This window comes from Niabella soli DSM 19437 (assembly GCF_000243115.2).
In the GTDB taxonomy this organism is placed as follows: Bacteria; Bacteroidota; Bacteroidia; order Chitinophagales; family Chitinophagaceae; genus Niabella; species Niabella soli.
The window spans coordinates 287,497-309,252 of the sequence record NZ_CP007035.1; the positions used below are offsets into that span (position 1 = coordinate 287,497).

General features: G+C 41.6%; 17 protein-coding genes and 1 CRISPR repeat array (1 of these 18 only partly in view). Of the genes, 13 read left to right on the plus strand and 4 right to left on the minus strand.

The features are described 5' to 3' along the window. The first annotated feature begins 10 nt into the window (after positions 1–10). Together NIASO_RS01135 and NIASO_RS01140 are read left to right on the plus strand one after the other, a co-directional pair. Positions 11–670: a gluconate 2-dehydrogenase subunit 3 family protein gene (locus NIASO_RS01135; RefSeq protein ID WP_008582126.1), complete on the plus strand. Its 660-nt coding sequence runs from the start codon at positions 11–13 to the stop codon at positions 668–670. Positions 671–754: 84 nt separating this feature from the next. Then, on the plus strand, positions 755–1,045 hold the full coding sequence (locus NIASO_RS01140) for a hypothetical protein (protein ID WP_025298595.1): 291 nt from the start codon (positions 755–757) through the stop codon (positions 1,043–1,045). Here the strand turns inward: NIASO_RS01140 and NIASO_RS01145 are convergent, their stop codons facing one another. Next, positions 1,046–2,923 carry an ABC-F family ATP-binding cassette domain-containing protein gene (locus tag NIASO_RS01145; RefSeq protein ID WP_008582123.1) on the minus strand — a complete coding sequence of 626 codons (1,878 nt, stop codon included), beginning with the start codon at positions 2,921–2,923 and terminating at the stop codon, positions 1,046–1,048. A gap of 719 nt (positions 2,924–3,642) precedes the next feature. Between NIASO_RS01145 and NIASO_RS01155 the strand changes: the two genes are divergently transcribed. Beyond that, positions 3,643–5,739 (plus strand): arylsulfatase, encoded by a 2,097-nt coding sequence (locus tag NIASO_RS01155; RefSeq protein WP_008582119.1) that lies wholly within the window; start codon positions 3,643–3,645, stop codon positions 5,737–5,739. A 206-nt stretch (positions 5,740–5,945) separates the two neighbouring features. Here NIASO_RS01155 and NIASO_RS01160 read toward each other — a convergent pair whose 3' ends face one another. The 3 genes from NIASO_RS01160 to NIASO_RS20115 all read right to left on the minus strand — a co-directional run bounded on the left by NIASO_RS01160 (position 5,946) and on the right by NIASO_RS20115 (position 8,506). Beyond that, positions 5,946–6,611, minus strand: a complete 666-nt coding sequence (locus NIASO_RS01160) for a response regulator (RefSeq protein WP_008582117.1) — start codon at positions 6,609–6,611, stop codon at positions 5,946–5,948. Between the two features lie 6 nt (positions 6,612–6,617). Continuing rightward, complete coding sequence (locus NIASO_RS01165; RefSeq protein WP_245605210.1) at positions 6,618–8,132, minus strand: tetratricopeptide repeat-containing sensor histidine kinase; 1,515 nt, start codon at positions 8,130–8,132, stop codon at positions 6,618–6,620. Positions 8,133–8,338: 206 nt separating this feature from the next. Continuing rightward, complete coding sequence (locus NIASO_RS20115) at positions 8,339–8,506, minus strand: hypothetical protein (protein ID WP_008582113.1); 168 nt, start codon at positions 8,504–8,506, stop codon at positions 8,339–8,341. A 362-nt stretch (positions 8,507–8,868) separates the two neighbouring features. Between NIASO_RS20115 and NIASO_RS01175 the strand changes: the two genes are divergently transcribed. The 10 genes from NIASO_RS01175 to NIASO_RS19540 all read left to right on the plus strand — a co-directional run bounded on the left by NIASO_RS01175 (position 8,869) and on the right by NIASO_RS19540 (position 21,451). Beyond that, positions 8,869–9,816: a hypothetical protein gene (locus NIASO_RS01175; RefSeq protein ID WP_008582111.1), complete on the plus strand. Its 948-nt coding sequence runs from the start codon at positions 8,869–8,871 to the stop codon at positions 9,814–9,816. A gap of 284 nt (positions 9,817–10,100) precedes the next feature. Further along, positions 10,101–10,631, plus strand: a complete 531-nt coding sequence (locus NIASO_RS01180) for a thermonuclease family protein (protein WP_008582108.1) — start codon at positions 10,101–10,103, stop codon at positions 10,629–10,631. Between the two features lie 146 nt (positions 10,632–10,777). Continuing rightward, positions 10,778–11,890, plus strand: a complete 1,113-nt coding sequence (locus NIASO_RS01185; protein ID WP_008582106.1) for a type I restriction endonuclease — start codon at positions 10,778–10,780, stop codon at positions 11,888–11,890. A gap of 290 nt (positions 11,891–12,180) precedes the next feature. Next, positions 12,181–12,756 (plus strand): hypothetical protein, encoded by a 576-nt coding sequence (locus NIASO_RS01195; RefSeq protein WP_008582104.1) that lies wholly within the window; start codon positions 12,181–12,183, stop codon positions 12,754–12,756. Beyond that, positions 12,753–13,715: a DUF4407 domain-containing protein gene (locus NIASO_RS01200; protein ID WP_008582102.1), complete on the plus strand. Its 963-nt coding sequence runs from the start codon at positions 12,753–12,755 to the stop codon at positions 13,713–13,715. The genes NIASO_RS01195 and NIASO_RS01200 overlap by 4 nt, the downstream gene beginning before the upstream one ends. A gap of 739 nt (positions 13,716–14,454) precedes the next feature. Further along, positions 14,455–18,735 carry a type II CRISPR RNA-guided endonuclease Cas9 gene (gene cas9 / locus NIASO_RS01210; RefSeq protein WP_008582100.1) on the plus strand — a complete coding sequence of 1,427 codons (4,281 nt, stop codon included), beginning with the start codon at positions 14,455–14,457 and terminating at the stop codon, positions 18,733–18,735. Between the two features lie 9 nt (positions 18,736–18,744). Then, positions 18,745–19,350, plus strand: a complete 606-nt coding sequence (locus tag NIASO_RS01215; RefSeq protein ID WP_008582098.1) for a transposase — start codon at positions 18,745–18,747, stop codon at positions 19,348–19,350. Further along, complete coding sequence (gene cas1 / locus NIASO_RS01220; protein ID WP_008582096.1) at positions 19,347–20,252, plus strand: type II CRISPR-associated endonuclease Cas1; 906 nt, start codon at positions 19,347–19,349, stop codon at positions 20,250–20,252. The genes NIASO_RS01215 and cas1 overlap by 4 nt, the downstream gene beginning before the upstream one ends. A 37-nt stretch (positions 20,253–20,289) precedes the next feature. Further along, on the plus strand, positions 20,290–20,595 hold the full coding sequence (gene cas2, locus NIASO_RS01225) for a CRISPR-associated endonuclease Cas2 (RefSeq protein WP_008582093.1): 306 nt from the start codon (positions 20,290–20,292) through the stop codon (positions 20,593–20,595). 1 nt (position 20,596) lies between these two features. Continuing rightward, positions 20,597–21,451: an HIRAN domain-containing protein gene (locus NIASO_RS19540; protein WP_008582092.1), complete on the plus strand. Its 855-nt coding sequence runs from the start codon at positions 20,597–20,599 to the stop codon at positions 21,449–21,451. Between the two features lie 99 nt (positions 21,452–21,550). Further along, positions 21,551–21,756: direct repeats of the CRISPR family, unit length 47 nt; unit sequence GTTGTCAAAGACCAAAGTTAATTCGAAAATTGAAAGCAATTCACAAC; it runs 2,682 nt beyond the window's last position.

Below are 21,756 nucleotides of genomic sequence, written 5' to 3' on the forward strand. Positions count from 1 at the left end.
AATACAAACAATGAACAGAAGAGAAGCTTTATCACGTGTAAGTATTTTATTGGGCGGAACCATTATCGGCGCCGAAGTTTTTTTATCGGGTTGTAAAACAACGCCGGCAAAGACGGCCGCATTCTCCGCAGAAGACATCGCTATGCTTGATGAAATAGGAGAAACGATCATTCCCACCACGCCGGATTCGCCCGGCGCTAAAGCAGCCCAGATCGGTAATTTTATGAAAACGATCGTGAATGATTGCTATACTGAAAATCAGCAAAAGGCCTTTGGTGAAGGCATCGATAAATTTAAGGACGCCTGCAATGCCAAATACAAAAAAGATTTTGTTAGTCTGACGCCGGCGGAAAGAACCGAATTCCTTACCGCGCTGGATAAAGAAGCAAAAGATCTGGCGAAATCCGATGACTACAAAAAGAAAAAAGAAGCGTTTGATAAGCAACAGGATGACTGGGTAAAAGCAGAAGAAGCTAAAAAGAACTTTGGCGCCTCTCATTTAAAGGAAAGCTATCCCCCGCATTATTTTGCTATGATGAAACAATTAACGCTTTGGGGCTATTTCACGTCCAAACCCGGGGCCACACAGGCTTTGCGTTATATGGAAACGCCCGGTAAATTTGACGGAGCTTATCCCTATAAGAAAGGGGATAAAGCCTGGGCATTGTAAGCAAGCCCCTGCATTTATTATAAAACCCGGTCCGGATCGAACGAATAAAAGTTTGCCGGGCCGGGTTTGTTTTTGTTTGTAATTTTGCATAAGAGAATATTTCAGAAGCTCTTTAGAATTGCTGAGGTGGCGAGCTTAAAAGAGGAGGAATACATGTTATATCAAAAAGATATTTTAGACAAATGGACCGAGTATGCTGTGCTGAAAACAGCAGCCGAAAAAGGTGTAGAAAAGGGCGCGGAGCAGAAAAGTCATGAGGTAGTTAAGAATCTCATCAGCAAGCATGATTTTACTGACGAGCAAGCTGCGAGTGCCGCCGGGGTTTCTGTTGATTTTGTAAAAAGAATCCGGATTTCCTTAAAGAAGAAAAAATAATTATTCCATCATTTCGCTTAGCTCCAGCCAGCGCATTTCTTTTTCGTCCAACAGTGCCGTTATTTCACCGATGCGGCGCGATAGTTGTTCCAGCTCTTCAAAACCCAGCGTTCCCTCCCCCAGTTGCAGGGTGACCGCCTCCTTTTCTTTGGTGAGCGCCTCAATTTCTTTTTCTAATAATTCATATTCCCTTTTCTCTTTAAAAGATACTTTTTTAGAAATGGCTTTGGGAGCCGGAGTAGCTGCCCCGGCGCTTATATTTTCTTTTGGAGCAGCAGCGGTGTTACTCGTTTTTTCCTGCAGGCGATACTGGGTATAGTTCCCGGGAAAATCTTTTATAACACCATCGCCTTCAAAAACAAATAAGTGATCCACGAGGCGGTCCATAAAATAGCGATCGTGCGATACAATTAGTAAACAGCCGGGGTATTCGCTTAAGAAGTTTTCCAGCACAGAAAGCGTAGGCAGATCCAGGTCGTTGGTGGGCTCATCCAGGATCAGGAAATTGGGGTTGCGGAATAATATGGAAAGCAAATGGAGCCGCCTTTTTTCACCGCCGCTCAGTTTGCTGATGTAGGTATATTGTTTATCGGGATCAAAAAGGAATAGCTGTAAAAATTGTGCGGCGCTTAGCGTACCGCCCTTTGCCAGCGGAAAATTTTCGGCAATATTTTTTACAAATTCGATCACGCGCATGTCTTCTTTTACCACCAGCCCCTGCTGGGAGTAATTGCCAAATACGATGGTGTCGCCCACATTGATCTTGCCGCTATCGGCCTGTTCCATGCCCTGTAAAATATTGATAAAGGTCGATTTGCCCGCGCCGTTCTTGCCAATAACGCCTACACGTTCTCCTTTCTTAAACGTATAGTCGAATCCGTCCAGTATTTTTTTTGCCCCAAATGATTTGTATACCTTTTTTAGCTCCACCACCTTGCCGCCCAGCCGGTTCATCTTCATTTGCAACTGCACCTGGTCGTCCGTCACCTGTTGCTTGGCCACTTTTTCAATATTGTAAAAATTATCTTCCCGGCTTTTGGACTTGGTGGTGCGTGCCTTGGGTTGTTTGCGCATCCACTCCAGCTCCCTGCGGTAAAGATTCCGCGCCTTGTCAATAGTGGCATTCATGTTTTCCATGCGCTGCGCTTTTTGCTCCAGGTAGTTTTCATAATCACCTTTATGCACATACAGTTCGCCGCCTTCTATTTCCCAAATTTCATCGCATACGGCGTCTAAAAAATACCGGTCGTGCGTAACCAGCACCAGCGTTACATTTTCTTTTCCCAAAAAATGTTCCAGCCATTCCACCATACCCACGTCCAGGTGGTTGGTGGGCTCATCCATGATCAGTAGCACGTGTTTGTGCTCAAAGCCAATATCGATCAACGTGCGGGCCAGCGCCACCCGTTTTTTCTGGCCGCCGCTAAGGGTGTTTACTTTTTGATCCAGGTGGTGAATATTCAGTTTGCCAAAGATCTGTTTTACCTTGGCATCAAAATCCCAGGCATTCAGCTCGTCCAGTTTTACCAGCGCCGCACTGATGCGATCGGCATTTTCGCTTTCGCTTGCCAGTTCGTATTCCCGGATCGCCTGCACGGTTGGGTTATTATGAAAGAAAATGTTTTCAGAAACGGAAAGGGCTTCATTAAGATCCGGTTCCTGTTCAAAAAGAATGGTTTCCACATCTTTATGGATCCAGAGTTTGCCCTCGTCGGGCGTTTCCTTTCCTGCAAGGATCTTTAGCAGCGTGGATTTTCCCGTACCGTTGCGCGCCACAATGGCTACTTTATCGCCTTCCTCAATATGAAACGAAATGCCCGAAAACAAGGGTTGTATCCCGTAACTCTTTCCTAATCCTTCTGCTGAAACGTAATGCATTTAATAAATGTGAAAATGTGCAAATATGAAAATGTGATAATGTTTGTCCGGCTGAACGCCTTTCGGACGGGTGCAAAGGTAGGCAGAATGGAGAAATGTGGTAATTTGAAAATTGGGGAATGTGGAAATGCAGAATAGGCAGTGAGAAGAGGGAGGTGCCCCTGGCCATGGTAAAGTTAAAAACCACATTAAATAATAAATGTAGGGGGGCGTTTGAAAAGAGCCGGCAAGTCTTTTACATTTACGTATTGTTTTATGAAAAGATTTCTTATAGTAACTATTTTAGTTCCCGTGATTTTAAAAACATTCGGACAAGAACCGGACACTGCACAATACAGTTCAGCAAAAGAGGTTTTTGGGTTTTACACTAAACTGGTATCGCTTAAATTCAGGAAAGCCAAAATAGTTTGTAACCTGCCATATTTAATTGCTCTTATTGCATTCGCAGTGATTTTTATTTGTATGATCTGATCTCTTTACTAAGCCAAATAAGGGGATATTTTTGCATATGCACCTTCTCCACGACAACATATCGGGGTTGGTATGCTTTGGATTTAAAGGAACGGCTACAATTTTAAAATTACGGTCAGATGCTATGCAGTATAACGCACAAAAAAGTAAATTCGAAAAATTTTAAGCGGCGCTGACATTGCCCGAATTACTCTATATTCGCCTATTGTTTTAGTAGACAAATATTTTGTTATTATAGTATCAAAAACATGAGGTCTGTTAACACGCGTAAAAATAGCTCCTTAATAAAAAGTGTGCCGCTTGCCATTTTTTTTATGTTGAGCCTTGTGCTGCCCTGTATGGCGGATAAAAAACCCAATATTATTTTAATAGTAGCCGATGATATGGGGTATTCGGATCTTGGAAGTTATGGCGGTGAAATAAAAACACCCCATATTGACCGGCTGGCAAAGGAGGGCATCCGCTACCAGCAATTTTACAATGCTTCCCGTTGTTGCCCTTCCCGGGCAGCGCTAATGACCGGCCTGTACCCGCATGAAACCGGTATGGGATGGATGGCGGCTGCCGACCTGGGTACCTATGCTTACCATGGTAATCTTAATAATGATTGCGTTACTATAGCCGAAGTATTAAAAAACGGCGGTTATCATACGTATATGAGTGGGAAGTGGCATTTAACAAACGAACGAAAAATTGATGGCGCCGTAACAGATAACTGGCCACACCAGCGGGGTTTTGACCGGTATTTTGGCATTATACCCGGCGGGGCTAATTATTATACCCCGTTTGTTTATAGCAATAACACCCGCTATAAGGCGCCCAAAGGTTTTTATTTAACTAATGCCATCAGCGATACATCCGTTAAGTTTCTGAAGGAGCATTTTACAAAAGCAAAGGGCGAGCCTTTTTTTATGTATGTGGCCTATACGGCGCCCCATTGGCCCCTGCATGCACCGGATAGTGTAATCAACAGATACAAAAATGCCTATAAGGCCGGGTGGGACAGTATCCGCGCCAGGAGGTTTGCAAAGCAGGTAGCATTGGGGCTAATTCCTGCAAACACGGTGTTGTCTCCACGCGATAGTACTGTTCCTGCCTGGAATACGCTGTCCGCCGGCGAGCAGCAGGAGATGGCAATGCGTATGGCAATCTATGCCGCCCAGGTTGATATTATGGACCAGGGCATCGGACGCATTGTACAAACACTAAAGGCTAATAATGAACTGGACAATACGCTTATCATGTTTTTAAGCGATAATGGCGCCTGCGCAGAATTTATCAGCAGCGGTAAAAGCAAAGAAGTAAACGGGCAGGAAAACACATTTGAAAGCTACCGGATCAACTGGGCCAATGTGAGCAGCACCCCTTTCAGGGAATACAAACATTTTACCCATGAAGGAGGAATTGCTACACCGCTGATTGTGCATTGGCCAAAGGGAATAGCCCCTAACCTTAACAATACTTTTATAAGAGACTATGGGCATATTACCGATATTATGGCCACCTGTACTGATGTTACCGGGGCAATATACCCCACAATATATAAGGGCCATAAAATACACCCGCTGGAGGGAAAAAGCCTGGTGCCTAATTTCAAAGGCAAACCCAATCATCGTGGCCTTGTTTTCTGGGAGCACGAAGCCAATATAGCAGTGAGGGACGGAAAGTGGAAGCTGGTGGCAAAAACGGAGCAGGATCATATATTTGATCCGGCTGCGCTGGAGTTATATAACCTGCAGGAAGACCCTTCAGAAATGTATGACCTTAGTAAAAAAGACCCCGGCCGGCTTCAAAAGATGTATGCCCTCTGGAAAGCCTGGGCGAACAGGGTAGGTGTATTCCCCTTTGATACCAGGGAGTATGGCGCCCGGATGCAGGCCTACCGCAAACAGGTTAACGGCGAGTTTGAGGATAATCTGGGGGGATGGAATGTAAAAATAACAGCGCCGGTAACCGGTTCGATCGATATTGATACGACGGGCCGGCTGTCGGGCAAAAAATCAGCCCGTATCGCTGTTGAAAAACCGGGAAGCCGTCCTGCTGATATGGCACTCTTCTGGCCCTTTCGGGCCCTCCCCGGCGAGCAATATAAAATTACAGTGACCGCCGCGGCGAACCATCCTGTTTCGTTTTATGCAAGGCTGGAAAACGTGAAGGAGCCGGGAAAGAAATTGATGGACGAGGTGGTGCGGGCAAATAAAGCCAAACAAACAATTGAATGGGTTGCGCAACCGGTATTGTCCGAAGGTACCTACAGGGTAGCATTTTATTTTGGTACGGTGGCACCGGGCACCAAGCTATGGCTGGATGGCATTCGGCTGAGCCCTGTAGCCCAGGCACATTAATCGCAGCAGGGGCTTCTTATGAATTCATGAACGGCGTTTAGTGGGAACACCCGGTTTGGGAGGGCTTCCTGATCCTTCTGCTGAAACGTAATGCATTTAGTAAATGTGAAAATGTGCAAATGTGATAATGTGATAATGTTCGTCCGGCTGAACGCCCTTCAGGCGGGTATGGTAATTTGAAAATTTGAGAATGTGGAAAAAGGAAATTACACAATACCCATTTTTACACAATGGGCGATCAGTTGTTCGTTGGTGGAAAAATTGAGAGCTTCTTTTATGTAGTTAAGGCGTTTTTCAATGCTGCTTAAGCCGGCTGGCTGAATATTATTTTTTCTTAGGTGATCCGATATTTCCTGTTGCCGTTTCCCTTCAATCATTAAAGACAGAATCGTTAGATCAAATTCAGAAAACTCATGGGCATTTTTTTGTTTGGTTTGCTGAACAAATGCTCTGGGAAAATAACGCTGATTGCCGATGATATAATTAATAGCCGTTTTAAGCTCTTTTGCGTCACCCCGGGCTTTGCGTACATAGCCGTCAATATGTAGCTTATGAAACAAGTCGTCAATAATCGCTGGTTTGCTTTCGGCAGAAAACACAAGTATTTTTAGTTCCGGCTGCACAACCCGTGCTGCTGCAATAAGCGCTTTCCCATTAAGAAGGTGTTGCTCCCGGTGATCTTTTTCAAAATAAAGGTCGGTAATAAGCAGGTCATAAGAAGCTGCTGCCTGTTTGGCTTTTTGTATCTTAAGCAGTGCGTCATCACAATAGTATACATAATCAGGGGGCGCGATTCGGAGCTCTTCCAACGTTTTTTGTACAGAAATATTGGCACTTTCGTGGTCTTCGGCTATGAGTACTTTGTTGATCATTTTGATTTAAACGATTGGAATATATAATTGAATTTTCAATCCTTCTGTCGTTGTCTTGTCAAAAATAATCCTGCCTTTGATCACTTTCATACGGTTTTCCGTACTGTTGAGACCATTTCCATAATGGAAATCAGGAGGAAGGCCTGCACCGTCATCGGAGTAGTTGATCTTTATCAGATTGGTTGACCGCTCAAATTTTACTACTACATTTTCGGCAGCACTATGTCTTTTCATATTGATCATTAATTCCTGAAAAATATGTTCTAATTCTGTTTTTGTTTTTGGTGGCAAGCCGTTCCATATTTCTTTAGCGTTACCTACTATCAGGACGCGGGTGGTTTCACTGGCGAATGATTCCAGCAATTCGGTAATGGATTGCTGAAAATCCGGGTGAATGTTTTCAGAAGGCTCATAAGATATATTACGTGAGCGCTCATATACAACGTCCAGCTTATCAAGCAACGGCTCTTTTTGTAAAAATTCAGTGTGCTCTATTTCCGACATGATCCGGTAAATACCATTAGCTACTTCATCGTGCACTTTCTGGGATGTTTTTAATTGTTGATTGCGGATCATGCGTTGTTTCCGTCTCCTGTACCAAAAGAAAATAAGAATAGTAAAGACGATAGTGCCCGAAAGCACCCCTCTTTGAACCAGGATCTGGATCTTTTTTTCGGTATTGTCTTTTTGCAGGGCAAGGTTATCCGCTTTGGTTTTAGCAGCTTCATAACGAATAAGCGCAAATTGATTTTTGGCATTATTCCGGCTGGTTTGTAAGCTGTCGTTTAAATGCCAATAACGGATAAAGTATTTTTTTATGGCTTCTGGAGGACTTAAGGTAATCAGTTTTTGCAACGCTTCCAATTCGTCATCCGGGCTGCTACGCTGTTGGGCCAGCGCATACATCTTACCTGCGTAGATCAGTGCTGAATCACTGTGGGTGTGGGTATAATAATTGGACAGGTGTGCATAGCTTGCATTTAGACCCCGGCCGTCTTTTTCATTTTCTCGAATCTGCAAAGCCATTAATAACTCGGCAGTTGCATTGTAATTAGTGTCTTTCAGCCATTTAGTATTAGCGATATTTGATAAGATTCGCGCATATTCTTTTTTATAGTGTGTGCTTTTATCAATAGCGGAACGAAAGATCATTAGTGCCTGATCATATTGTTTTTTTTTCTGGTAGGCCAGTGCTTTATTATTTAAGATAACTACTTTAAAACTATCGTCCCTGGCAAACTTTAAAGCCAGGTCATAATAACCAATTGCGGCGCTCTGGTTATTCAGATCAGCGCTGGTATATCCTAATTCATTGTAATTGGATACAAGAAGTCCTTGATCCCTTTCTCTTTTTTCATTCAGGAGCTTCAATGACTGCAACAGGCTTTCCTGGCTGCCAAAATGATCTCCTGCATCCGATTGGATAATTGCCATATAAGTATAAGCCTTTGCTACCTGCAGACTGTCTCTGGATCCGGCAAGAACCTTGTTAAAATAATAAAATGCAGAATCGTTATTCACATTAAATAAAGAAACGCCTTTTATATAATCTGGTGATGTTACAGCCGGAGCAACTTTGCGCGGCTGTTTACATCCGAAAAAGCATCCTATACTAAAGAGCAGTAAAAAGGAGTAGTGAAATTGTGTCAAAACAGTTATTTCACCTAAAATTAAAAAAAATAAGGCAAGTAGAATGCTTGCCTTATCTGTTTTGCCAACATCAGTTATCAGGGCAGGGGTGGTGGAGGAATATGTCCTTTTTCTCCACCCGTATCAGTTGTATCGCTCAGGACGCCCTGTGTGCTTATATATATACCACTGTTTGCAGTTGTCCGTACCGGGTTCGGTTGATGCGATAATAATGACAACAGGAATGCTAATATGAACTCCGTCATAATTTTAATTTTTAAAATTTTAGAAATGCTGCAGCCGGTTGAAAACCTTCCGGCGCAGGGATTTAAGTGCGGTAAGAAGCGCTTCTTACGCGTTTGGGAAAGGGTTGGGTATTGGTTGTGAAAGCCGGTAAACGTTTCCCAAAACCGGTTAACAGTAAACACTTTCAATACCCCGAGCAATCAGTTCTGTACGGTAGGGCTCTTAGCAAGGGAGCACTTCAACCGATTGCGAAAACGAAAATAGCTCATGATAAGCCGCTGGTTAACAATCGATTCCGGTAATTCCGGTCTTTCCTTTTTAATTCCGGTAATGCTTACGGGATTCCGTAAATTCCGTAGCTTTATTGCACAAACTTTGTAATATGTTTGATGATTATACAAAGCTGGTACTGCAAGATTATGAGACAAAAAAGGCCGCGGGTCTGCTGCCATTAAATCTTAGTAAGCCCACTCCTGCACGGCTAAGGGATGAATGTTTAATTGCATATAAAGGAAGACCTCAACGCAAAGACGAAAATATGTTGAGAGACTTTTTTGGGAAGGCAGACAATGATATCGGTTATTGGCGCATTGTAAAGAAATGTGCTATCGACCGTTTTAGGCCCCTGATCAATTTTCTAAAAAAGCCAACCATTAGAACTGATGAAAAAAATGTGGAGCTCCTGGCCTGGTTGATCGATTTTGAGCCAAGACCTTTTCAACTTTCGAGTAGATATGATCTTAATGATGAGGAGAAAGACATGATTGATGAAAAAACCGGGCAACCGGAAAACGACCGGATAGCCGAAGCGCAAAAAGGAGTGCTATCACCTGATGAACCGATAGATGAAAAAGATGAAGAAGGCGAAATGCCGGTATTTTTAAATCCACAGCCCGTTTTAAATGAACATAAGTATCCTTTTAAACTTTCAACGGCATTGATAATTATTGTAGTGCTGGCCTTGTCCGGACTATTTATTTATCAGAATATCAGGAAAGGAGAACTCCTTAATGCAATGGGTACCACTTTAAATAGGAGGGATGCCTGCATGTATTGGACGGGTGACCATTACCAGCAAATACCCTGCGGCCAAAAAGTATACGGTACTATGGTGATTGCGCTGGATTCGGAAAAGCTGGTCCATTTTAAGAAAATAACTAAACCAGATACCCTAAGCGAAGCGGATATTCGCCGGGTGTTTTATATAAAGTATGGCGGGAAAATTGAATTTTACACAGGAGGGGGACCCCATCCGGTTTACACAGACCGTAGCCTGAAACCCCTTACAGCATATATTTATGAAAAATATATTCTTCCCTTAAAACACTAATACGGTTTTCCGTAAGGTTTCAATTGCATGTGAAAATACATTCGCGGAAATAATAAAAAATGAAGTGGATTCATTCCTTTAAATATTGGAGCTGTGCCTTTTTAGTGCTGACTTCCTGCAGTGCGGCTCGTAACGAGAGCCCGTATTTTTTAAAAGCTGATTACGCAAATGAAAGGGCTACCTGTACAGGCAGCAAGTCTTGTAGCGCATGTAAAAACTGCAAGTACTGCAAGCACTGCGCAAAGAATGGCGGCACCTGTGGCGTATGCAAATAAATATGAAGAATGCCCCTGCTAATTAATTATTTATTGGTATTTACCCTTCTTACTATCGGCCGTTGCAACCCTGTACCTAATGAAATTTTCCGAAATAGCGTTAAACCAATGGCCGTCAGCTATAAGGTAATTGGCATTAAAGATGGAGACACTTTTGTATTGTTGATGGGTGGTAAAGAACAGGTAGTGCGACTGGCGCATATCGACTGCCCCGAAAAGAAACAGCCTTTTGGCAATAACGCAAAGCAATTTGCTTCTGGCGTATGTTTTGGGAAAAAAGTGATGCTCCTGCATCATAATAAATATGACCGAAATAAACGGTTGATAGCGGAAGTGCTTTTGGAAGATGGACAAAATATCAACAAGGAGCTGGTGCGGAACGGCCTGGCCTGGTATTTTAAAAAGTATTCTGACAGCCGGGAATATGCAGCGCTGGAAGCGGAAGCAAGGCTCCGGAAAAAAGGCCTTTGGGCAGATAAAGCGCCGATAGCACCCTGGAACTGGCGGCATCGGAAAAAAACCGGTATAAAAAATGTATAACCCCGGGCAGCCAAAATGTATATAAACCATTAGCCTTTTCGAAAAAACACTTTTTTTTAATTCGCACAATTTTGTTGTTTTACGGGTTTCCGTATTTTATTAGCCCGGCCGTCTGTTATTTTAGCGATAGAAATAACTGTAGCAACATGGAGAATGACTTAAAACTAAAGCTGGAGCAACTGCATCAAAGAGTAGCTGCGTTGAAGGACCAGATCCATACAGAAGAAGCCACTAAAAATGCTTTTGTGATGCCCTTTATCCAGATCCTCGGGTACGATATTTTTAATCCTACCGAAGTGATCCCGGAATATATTTGCGATATCGGAACGAAAAAAGGGGAGAAGATCGATTACGTGATTAAAAAGGAGGGAGAGCCCATCCTGATCATTGAATGTAAACACTGGAAGGAAAATGCAGATGCACATAACTCCCAATTGCACCGGTATTATCACGTTTCCAAATCCCGTTTTGGAGTACTGACAAATGGCATGGTGTACAATTTTTATGCAGATCTGGAGCGCCCGAACATCATGGATGATAAACCCTTTTTTACTTTGGAGCTTTCCAATCTCAAAGACGCAGGTGTTAAGATCCTCGAAAAGTTTACCCGGAATGGCTATAATCTCGAAGGTATCCTGGATTCGGCGGAGGACTTAAAATATATAAAAGCCATTCGCAACGAGTTTGAAAAAGAGCTGAAAGACCCGTCAGATGAGCTGGTGAAACTTTTGGTAAACCGTTTTTTCGAAAAACCGTTAACGGCATCACGGCTCACCAGTTTTAAGGAATATGCTAGAAGGGCTATCTCCAATTCTATTAATGAGTCTATCAATTTCCGGTTAAAGAATGCATTAAACATCAATGAAAAAACACCTTCCAAACAGGAGCAGCGGGAAGTAGTTCCGGTTGATGAAAACCCCGATGGCACCAGGGTGGTTACTACGGAGGAGGAAATAGAAGGTTCGCAGATCATCAAGGCCATTCTTAGAGAAGTCATTCCGGCAGCGCGGATCGCTTTCCGGGACACGCAATCCTATTTCGGCATTTTACTGGACGATAATAACCGGAAGCCACTGGCAAGACTGCATTTCAACTTTTCAAAAAAATACCTGGAATTATTTCATAAGGGGAAAGATAATGGCGAGAGAAAGCTGTTAGCGTCGCTGGATGATATTTACCAGTATAAGAAAGAGCTTTTGGGTACGGTTGATAATTATCTGGGAAAAAATGATACAGAGGGGGCTTCAAATGAAAGATAAAGTGTATTATGGAGAAAAGCTGTTTGATCCCCGATGGATAGAAAAGCGAAAACGAATTTTGCGCCGAGACAATAATAAATGCGCCATTTGTGGTAAAGCAGAAGGAAGGCTGCATGTCCATCATAAACAATACCACTTTATTAAACGCTTACAAAAGCATGTTGACCCCTGGGAGTATCAGGATAGTTTATTAACCACTTTGTGTGAAAGTTGTCATTGCCGTGGGCACTATCGATATGAAATACCGATAAAATACATTTAATAATAGTACACCTAAACTAATTTAAGAAATGGGATTTTTTGACTTGTTTAAAAAGAAAGAACCCGCTCCGGTCGAAATACCTGTAGAAGTTAAGAGTAGTTCACTTCCTGAGATCAGGGAGGAAGACTTCATTGATAATACAAATCCAACAGAAGAAAATACGACAACCTATTCTGTGGAATTTGGTTCAAAATTGCCAATAGACATTATTTATAGTTTTTTAAAAGAAGACTATGAGCATAAAGCGTACAATGATGCTTTGACAAACCCTGATAAGTCATATAAAGACGCAAATCTGGCGATTATTCACAGTAATCTGGAAATAAAGTTTAAACAGGTTTTTTTGAAATATGAAGATATGTTAAGAGAGATCCATTTTCATATACATTCCCGGGGGCAGGCTGGCTTAACGGATATTGTTGAACTGCTTAAATCGAGGCAGAGTACATATGAAAAACATTTGGAAGAGTTAAAAAAGATGAAAGAAGATCTTGATAAGGAAGAGTTGTATATGGTGGGAATCTTCAAGTCTTATGAGGTGGGATTTACGCGGGGGCTGGCATCCCTTTCTTTACATAACTTAAAAATAGACAGTGTGCTATGATGAAAGATTGGTGGGCGAAATTCGGGTGTTTTCTTACAGGCTGGAACTACCAGATATTGGGTGGCTGTACCGAAGCCAGCAGGAAACAGTTAAAAAAATATTCTTCTGCAATTTTAATACTGGTCATACTTTGGTCATTCATAGGGTACTCTTTTGCTGAACGGTACGTAGGAGCACCCATCTGGGGCCGTATCCTAACCGCCTTTATTTTTGTGGTGATCATTGTTCAGATTGAGCGCCAGATCATTCTTACCGTAGGTCGTAGTAAATGGCTTAGCTGGTTTCGTGTAGCCATTGCTTTTATTATGGCTATTCTCGGATCCTCTATTCTGGACCAGATTATTTTCAAAGATGATATTCAAAAAAAGATGATCCAGATCGTAGACCGGCAGGTAAATGAACAATTGTCTGGCCGGTTAACGATTATTGATAAAAAGCTTGGGGAACTGCAGGTTGAAATAGATTCACTGGATAAGAAAAATCTGATTTTATACGAAGAAATATCAAAGCAACCAACCATAAAAACGGTTTCTCAAACAATAACCAAGATACAATTCAGGCAAGGCGATGGCAGCTTTACTACTAGGCCTCAGACAACCATATCAACCACGCCGATTCCCAATCCCAAAGTGAAGGAAACCGAAATAAACGAACAAAACCTGGAGGTATTCCGGAAGCAAAAAGAAGATTACACGCAAAAGAAAATAAAAGCCGAAGCATCATTGAGGCAGGAATTAAAATCAAAACAAGGCTTCCTGGAAGAATTAAATGCAATTATCGAAATATTAAGAGAGCGGTCTGTGGCCTTATTCTTTTATTCAATTCTTTTTTTCTTTTTAATGTTCCTTGAATTATTTGTTGTGGCCAGCAAAACTAAGGACACAAAATCTGATTATGATCTTGTTGTGGAACATCAATTAAGCCAGAAGGTAAAAACATTGAATCAATTGGTAAAATAGCTGGTGCTTATTTCTGATCAATATTCTGTCAATTCCAAACAGTTTAAAAATCGGCTACTCAGCGCGACTGATGAGCATGCGATAATCACCGATCTTTTAATTGAGCAACAGAGGGAGTAAAAAAATGCTACAGTATATTGAGGGTCTTAAGGCCTCCAGGGATATGATGGACCGTTTGGCGCAGAAATAGTGTGACCTTTTATGTTAGAATGATTCCTGGTGCTATTTCACAATTGACGCTTCATTTCCTTGGTGATTCGCTTTTTATTGAGGATGAAAATAACCACTTGGAAGCGCTTTCTGTTTTGTTCATTTTGTTACTAAAACAAAAATGCCCCGCAGATAGGCGAGGCGCTAAATGTTTTCACAACGGAATAATCCTTATTGTGAATTGCTTTCAGGGCAAATATAGCATAATTCGTATTTGATCAAATACGGGAAACCGTAAACATTGAAATATATAATATATTATTTTAGAAAATGAATTAAAGAAATTTAGGAAACGAGTTCAGCAAATTGGAAAGTTATAAACTTGCTGCAGGGGAGTTGTAGTATTTTTTAATTTTCCAATTCGCTAAAAACGGGGTTGGTAATGAAGCAATTCACAACACACCACTCACAAAATGACGAAGGAATGGTATCTACCAACCCCAAAGCAAAGATAAGTTTTTTACAAAGATTGAGTGGTGTGAGTTCTTATAAATAATTTTTCGTATATTTATTTGAAAAATAACGAATTATGCCGCGAAAAAATATACTAGGCCTAGATCTTGGCACCACTTCCATCGGCTTTGCCAAAATAATTGAGGATGATGATTATCAGTGCTCTTCTGTTGAGTTGATCGGTGTACGTGTAAATCCCTTGACCACGGATGAACAAACTAATTTTGAGAAAGGGAAACCGGTATCTGTAAATGCTGATAGAACACTCAAAAGAGGAATGCGCCGCAATCTGGACCGTTACCAGCTGCGGAGGGATTATTTAATTGAGATACTGAGAACGCACCATATTATTACTGCGGATACAAAACTTGCTGAGGACGGCAAAAATACCACACATACTACTTATGCTTTAAGAGCATTGGCTGCTACCGCGGAAATTCCATTGGAGGCTTTTGTCCGGGTCCTTTTGGCTATTAATAAAAAACGAGGCTACAAAAGCAGCCGGAAAGCTAAGAATGAAGATGAGGGTCAACTGATTGACGGGATGGCGATAGCCAGAAGGCTGTATGAAGAAAGCCTGACTCCTGGACAATTTTCTTATCAGTTATTGAAAGAGGGCAAAAAATACCTGCCCGATTTTTACCGGTCCGATTTAAATACAGAATTGAATAAGGTATGGAATTTTCAAAAACAATTTTACCCGGAGATATTGACCGATGAATTTAAAAGGCACCTGGAGGGAAAAGGCCAGCGGGCTACAGCAGTGGCATTTTGGGGGCAACATGGATTTAGCATGGCGGAAAATAAAGGGAGCAGGGAGGAGAAGAAACTGCATGCCTATAAATGGCGCAGCGAAGCGGCACATAAACAACTAACAAAAGAGGAAGTGGCGTTTGTGATTACTGAGATCAATAACGATCTTAATAAATCCAGCGGCTACTTAGGTGCCATTTCTGACAGAAGCAAGGAATTGTTTTTTAATAAGCAAACGGTTGGCCAGTATTTACACCAACAGCTGAAAGAAAACCCGCACACACGTTTGAAAGGACAGGTTTTTTACCGTCAGGATTACCTGGATGAGTTTGAAACAATTTGGGAAATGCAGGCAAAATTCTATTCGGCGTTAACCCTTGAACTGAAAGAAGAAGTTCGAGATGTCGTTATTTTTTATCAGCGAAAACTGAAATCACAAATGGGATTGATCAGCCTCTGTGAATTTGAGAGTAAGGAAATTGAGATTGAAAAGAACGGGGAAAAGGCAAAGAAGCGGATAGGCTTACGGGTTGCTCCTAAATCATCGCCGTTGTTCCAGGAGTTTAAAATATGGCAGGTATTGAATAATCTGGAGTTTCGTAATAAAAAGACCAAAGAAGTGTTTGTTCCGGAGATGGCCGCTAAACAGCAATTGTTTGATGAGCTTAATATTAAAGGGAATCTGTTGGCGAGTGAAGCTATAAAAATTCTGGGTTATAAAACAAAGGATTGGGAAGCTAATTATCATACATTGGAAGGGAATCGAACCAATAAATCTTTATATGATGCCTGGCTTAAAATTTTAGAGTTAGAGGGTTATGATGAAAATTTGTTGAAGCTAAGCGGTAGCGATGATATTGATGTCTCCAAAATTGAGAAGCCCGCGTTGGAAATCAGACAAATGGTGCTTGCTGTTTTTGAGGTTTTGGGTATTAGTGGCGCAATTTTGGATTTTGATGCAGAAGCAGATGGAAAAGCATTTGAACAACAGCCTGCATATCAGTTGTGGCATTTGCTGTATTCTGCGGAAGATGATGGTAAAAAATATTCACAGGAAGATATATTTACATATGGGCACGACAATATTGGATTAAAGAAGAAGCTGTGTGAAAAATTTGGTTTCAGGCCGGAGCATACGAAGATTTTAGTGAATGTTGTTTTCAGCGATGATTATGGTAACCTGAGCAGCAAAGCTATGCGAAGAATTTATCCGTTTATCAAAGAGCTTACTTATGACAAAGCCTGTGCAGAAGCAGGGTACAGGCATTCGGCGGCTTCGCTCACGAAAGAAGAGATAGCGGCCCGGCCTTTACAAAATCGGTTGGATTTGTTAAAGAAGAATGAATTGCGCAGCCCTGTGGTAGAAAAAATCCTTAACCAAATGGTTAATGTTGTCAATACCCTGGTTGACGATGAAAACCAAAATCGAAAAGCCCGGGGATTATCTGAAGATTTTCATTTTGATGAAATAAGGATTGAACTGGCTCGTGAATTGAAAAAAAATGCTAAGGAACGTGCGGAGATGACAACAAATATCAACACTGCAAAACAATCACATGAAAAAATAATCAGAATCCTGCAAACGGAATTTGGTGTGCCCAATCCTTCCCGGAACGATATTGTCCGCTACAAACTATATGAAGAGCTGAAGAATAACGGCTACAAAGATTTATATACCAATACCTATATTTCTCGTGACATCTTGTTCAGCAAGCAGATAGATGTTGATCATATTATTCCACAAATGAGCTTGTTTGATGATAGTTTCTCTAATAAAACGGTGGTGTTCAGGAAAGATAACCAGGATAAGGGAAATAAAACCGCCTATGATTATATTCTTGGTAAATATGGAGAACAAGCATTGGAAGAATATATTTCCCGGATAACCAGCCTTTTTGAATTGGGAAAGAAAAATAAGGAAGAGGGCATTGGTAAGGCAAAGTTCCAAAAATTGCAGAAGCGCCTTGTTGATATTGGTGACGGCTTTATAGAAAGAGATCTTCGGGAGAGCCAATACATAGCAAAAAAAGCAAATAATATGCTTTATGCTATATGTCGCAGTGTGGTTTCCACCAGCGGCGAAATTACGGCAAGGTTGCGGGAGGACTGGGATTTGGTAAACGTAATGCAGGAAATTAACCTGCCAAAATTCAGGGCATTGGGTCTCACGGAAATGGTTGAGAAAAAAGATGGCGCTCAAAAAGAGCGTATCACTGACTGGACCAAGCGTAATGATCATCGTCATCACGCGATGGATGCTTTGGCCATAGCGTTTACTCGCCATAGCCACATTCAATATCTGAATCACCTGAACGCTCGTAAAGATGAGGCAAACAAGTGGCACCCTGTCGTTAGCAAGATTGAGGAAAAAGAAACGGTTCTTATTTATGATGATCTCGGCAATCGGAAAAGGAAATTCAAAGCTCCTATGCCCAACTTTCGCGAAGTGGTAAAAGAGCACCTGGAAAATGTGCTGATTTCTCATAAAGCCAAGAATAAGGTCGTTACAAAGAATAAAAATAAAATAAAGACAGTCAGAGGTGAAAAGGTAAAAACAGAGCTTACGCCGCGCGGACAACTGCATAAAGAAACGATTTATGGTAGGTATCGTTATTATGAAAGCAAAGAGGAAAAAATAGGGCCGAAATTTGATGCGGAAATGATAGGAATGGTTACGAATCCCCAATATAAAAAACTTCTGTTGGAGCGACTTGCAGCAAATGGAAACGATCCTAAAAAGGCTTTCTGGGGTAAAAATGCGTTGAACAAGAATCCTCTTTACGTTGATGAGGCCAGGCAAGAGCTTTTGCCTGAAAAAATTTTATTGCGCTGGCTAAACGATGATTATTCCATTCGCAAAGACGTAACGCCTGAAAATCTGAAAGATATAAAAACCATTGAAAAAATTTTAGATAAGGGAGTAAAGAAAATATTGTTGAAGCGCCTCGCCGACTTTGGCAATGACCCCAAGAAAGCTTTTTCCGATTTGGATAAAAATCCTATCTGGCAGAATGAGGCTAAACGAATTGCAATAAAACGGGTTACTATCAGTGGTATTAAAAATGCGGCGCCATTACATCATAAGAAAGATCATCTTGGTAATGATATTTTAGACGAAAAAGGAAAGCAGATACCGAGCTCTTTTGTAAGTACCGGTAATAATCATCATGTAGCTATTTACCGTGATGCAGAAGGAAATCTACAGGAAAGAGTCGTTTCCTTGTTTGATGCCGTGCAATTAGTAAATGGTGGTGAACCGGTAATTGATAAGGAGTATAACAAAGGAATAGGTTGGCAGTTTCTGTTCACAATGAAGCAGAATGAGATGTTCGTTTTTCCTGATGAAAAAACAGGATTTAATCCCCGGGAGGTTGATTTGTTAAGTTCTGGGAATAGAAAGTTGATTAGTCCTAACTTATTCAGAGTACAGAAGTTGGCTAGTAAAAATTATTTTTTTCGGCATCATTTGGAAACTAGTGTTGAAGAAAAGAAAGAGCTAAAGAATATCGCATATAAACCTCAATTGGGGCTTAATGCTCTAAGTAATATTGTTAAAGTTCGAATTAATCATATAGGTGAAATAGTAAGCGTAGGTGAATATTAAAAGCAAAAGGTGCTCAATTTTAAAACATATTATCATATTTATAACCACGCCAATGGCGATGATAACCTGTTTCGGGAGAAGGAGAATTATAATTTCTTTTTAAAGAAATATCATCAGCATATCGATCCCATCGCCGAAACCATCGCCTGGTGCCTGCTGCCGAACCATTTTCATTTGCTTGTAAAGATAAAAAGCGAGGAAGCGATAGCCGAAACTCATCCAAAGTTTCAAACTTTGGATGAGTTTGAAGCCCGGACCGCTTTTTTAAGTAAACAATTCGCTAATTTCTTCAGTAGCTATACGCAGGCGTTTAATAAAGTTTACAAACGACGGGGTTCTTTATTTATAAAGAATTTTAAAAGAAAAGAGGTGTTGGATGACGATTATTTACGTAATCTGATATTATATATCCATCTCAATCCTGCTAAGCATGGATTTAAAAAAGAGATTGACGAATGGCCCTGGACATCCTGGAACATGTTTCCAAACGAATACTCTCAATTGGCAAAAGAGCTGTTTGGTGACCTGGAACAATATAACCGGGCACATAAAAATAAACAAACAGATTTTGAAGAATATGTGAAATTGGAGAATGATTTAATACAGAGTACATGATCAAACGCACTCTATATTTCGGTAACCCCGCCTATCTTAAAACCAAAAATGAACAATTGCTGGTGGAGTTGGCGGATACTGGCGAGGTCAAAACCGCCGCTATTGAAGATATAGGCGTGCTGATCCTCGATCATCAGCAGATCACCATAACGCATTCGGTTATTGCCAAACTGCTGGCCAACAACGTGGCGCTGATCACCTGCGATGATATTCACCTGCCCACCGGCCTCATGCTGAACCTGGACGGGCATACGCTACAAAGTCAGCGCTTTCAGAGCCAGTTGGATGCGTCGATCCCTTTAAAAAAGCAGCTCTGGCAGCAGACGGTAATTGCCAAGATAACTAACCAGGCTAATTTGCTGCAGTTGTACCGCATACCCAATAAACTATTGCTCAACCTGGCTACTAAAGTAAAAAGCGGGGATAGCGATAACTGCGAAGCGCAGGCCGCCAGCCATTACTGGAAAAATATATTTCCTTTGTTTCCTGGTTTTAAAAGATTCAGAGAAGGGGAGCCTCCCAATAACCTGCTTAATTACGGGTACGCTATTCTGCGGGCGATCGTAGCCCGCAACCTGGTGGGTAGCGGGTTGTTGCCCACGTTGGGAATTTTTCACCGTAATCAATACAATGCTTATTGTTTGGCAGACGATATTATGGAGCCCTACCGGCCTTATGTGGATCGGATTGTGCATGAAATTGTCCGCATGAATGGGAAATTCCTGGATATGACTCCTTCCATGAAGCAACAACTGCTCGGGATTCCGGCAATGGACGTGATTATTGATGATGAAAAGAGTCCTTTGATGAACGCGGTACAGCGTACTACGGCTAGTTTGGCCAAATGTTTTGAAGGCGCGAGTCGTAAGCTGCTCTATCCTGTTTTGTCGCCTTCATTCTGAAACGATGAATTTTGAACGGTTAAATGCTTACCGGATTATGTGGGTGATTGTTATGTTCGACATGCCTACGGAAACCAGGGTTGACCGGAAGCGCTATGCGAAATTCCGGAAGCAGATCCTGGACGATGGGTTTAATATGTTCCAGTTCAGCATGTACATTCGTCATTGCATGAGCCGGGAGAACGCGGAGGTGCATGTGCAACGGGTAAAAAAGATCCTGCCGCAAAAAGGACATATCGGCATTATGTGCATTACGGACAAACAATTTGGCCAGATGGAGATATTTAACGGGAAGGATGCTGCCGAATCGCCGGTGCCAGCGCAGCAATTAGAATTATTTTAAAATGAAAAGATCCGATTTTATCAGAGGAGTGGTTGGCTTTTTAGGCATTTCAGTATTGCCACCGGGTGTAGTAAAACAATACCACCGGATCTATTTACTGCAGACTTTTGTGCGGGGTTTCAGGTTTTATAAAGGGGTGGAGTTATTGGATCAGATGAATGAAGGGGATCTGTTGGAGCTGGTAAGAGAGCCGGATAATCAACACGATGAACGGGCGATTGCATTGCATTTTAACAAGCATAAGATCGGCTATGTTCCGCGGGAGGATAATGATATACTCAGTAAATTGATGGATGCTGAAATTATACCGTTACAGGCGGAGGTGACACACCTGAATAAAGAAGCCAGGGCCTGGGAAAATGTATATATTGCCGTATACGTGTTAAAAGAAACAGAGGGAAGTCTTCCGGGATCAGCAATGTATTTAACGCAACTGGAAACGCCGTATTATCGTAGTTTGAAATTGTCGGCAGATAAAGTGGCCAATGTTTATTTTAGAGAAGACGAGGATGTTATGGATGCCGATGCGTTTTATGATGCTATGGTTACTAATTCGAAGGACGATAGTGTTTATACAATCCTTCATGATGATTTTGAGTCCGGACAAAACTTGCAGGAGATAATCAGTCAGGGGCGGATTTTGGTAAATATCAACAGGCTTCCTGAGGATTTGAAGAGGGATGCCGTAATCCGGGCATTAAAAGATGGAGTAATAGCCCTGGATGATGTTTTTGACGACGGCGGTTATCTGGTGGCTAATATTAACCGGGTGGCGGGTCTTTCCGGCCGGATCGAAAGGGTAGTAGGCGCATTTGATAAGTCGGGAAGGCTGTTTTATGAGGTTCTGTTTGTGTAAAAATGGAAGAATTAGGATAAAAAAACGGGCAATATCGCCCGTTTTTTTATCCTGTTGACAACTTGAAATCCTTTGCTGTTGTGGGTTTTGACAAAACGTGTTGTCAAAGACCAAAGTTAATTCGAAAATTGAAAGCAATTCACAACATCAAATACCTGGTCAACTACTTTTCTTAGTTGTCAAAGACCAAAGTTAATTCGAAAATTGAAAGCAATTCACAACAAAGCCTAAAGGCATAAAAATCCAGCGGAAGTTGTCAAAGACCAAAGTTAATTCGAAAATTGAAAGCAATTCACAACAATAAG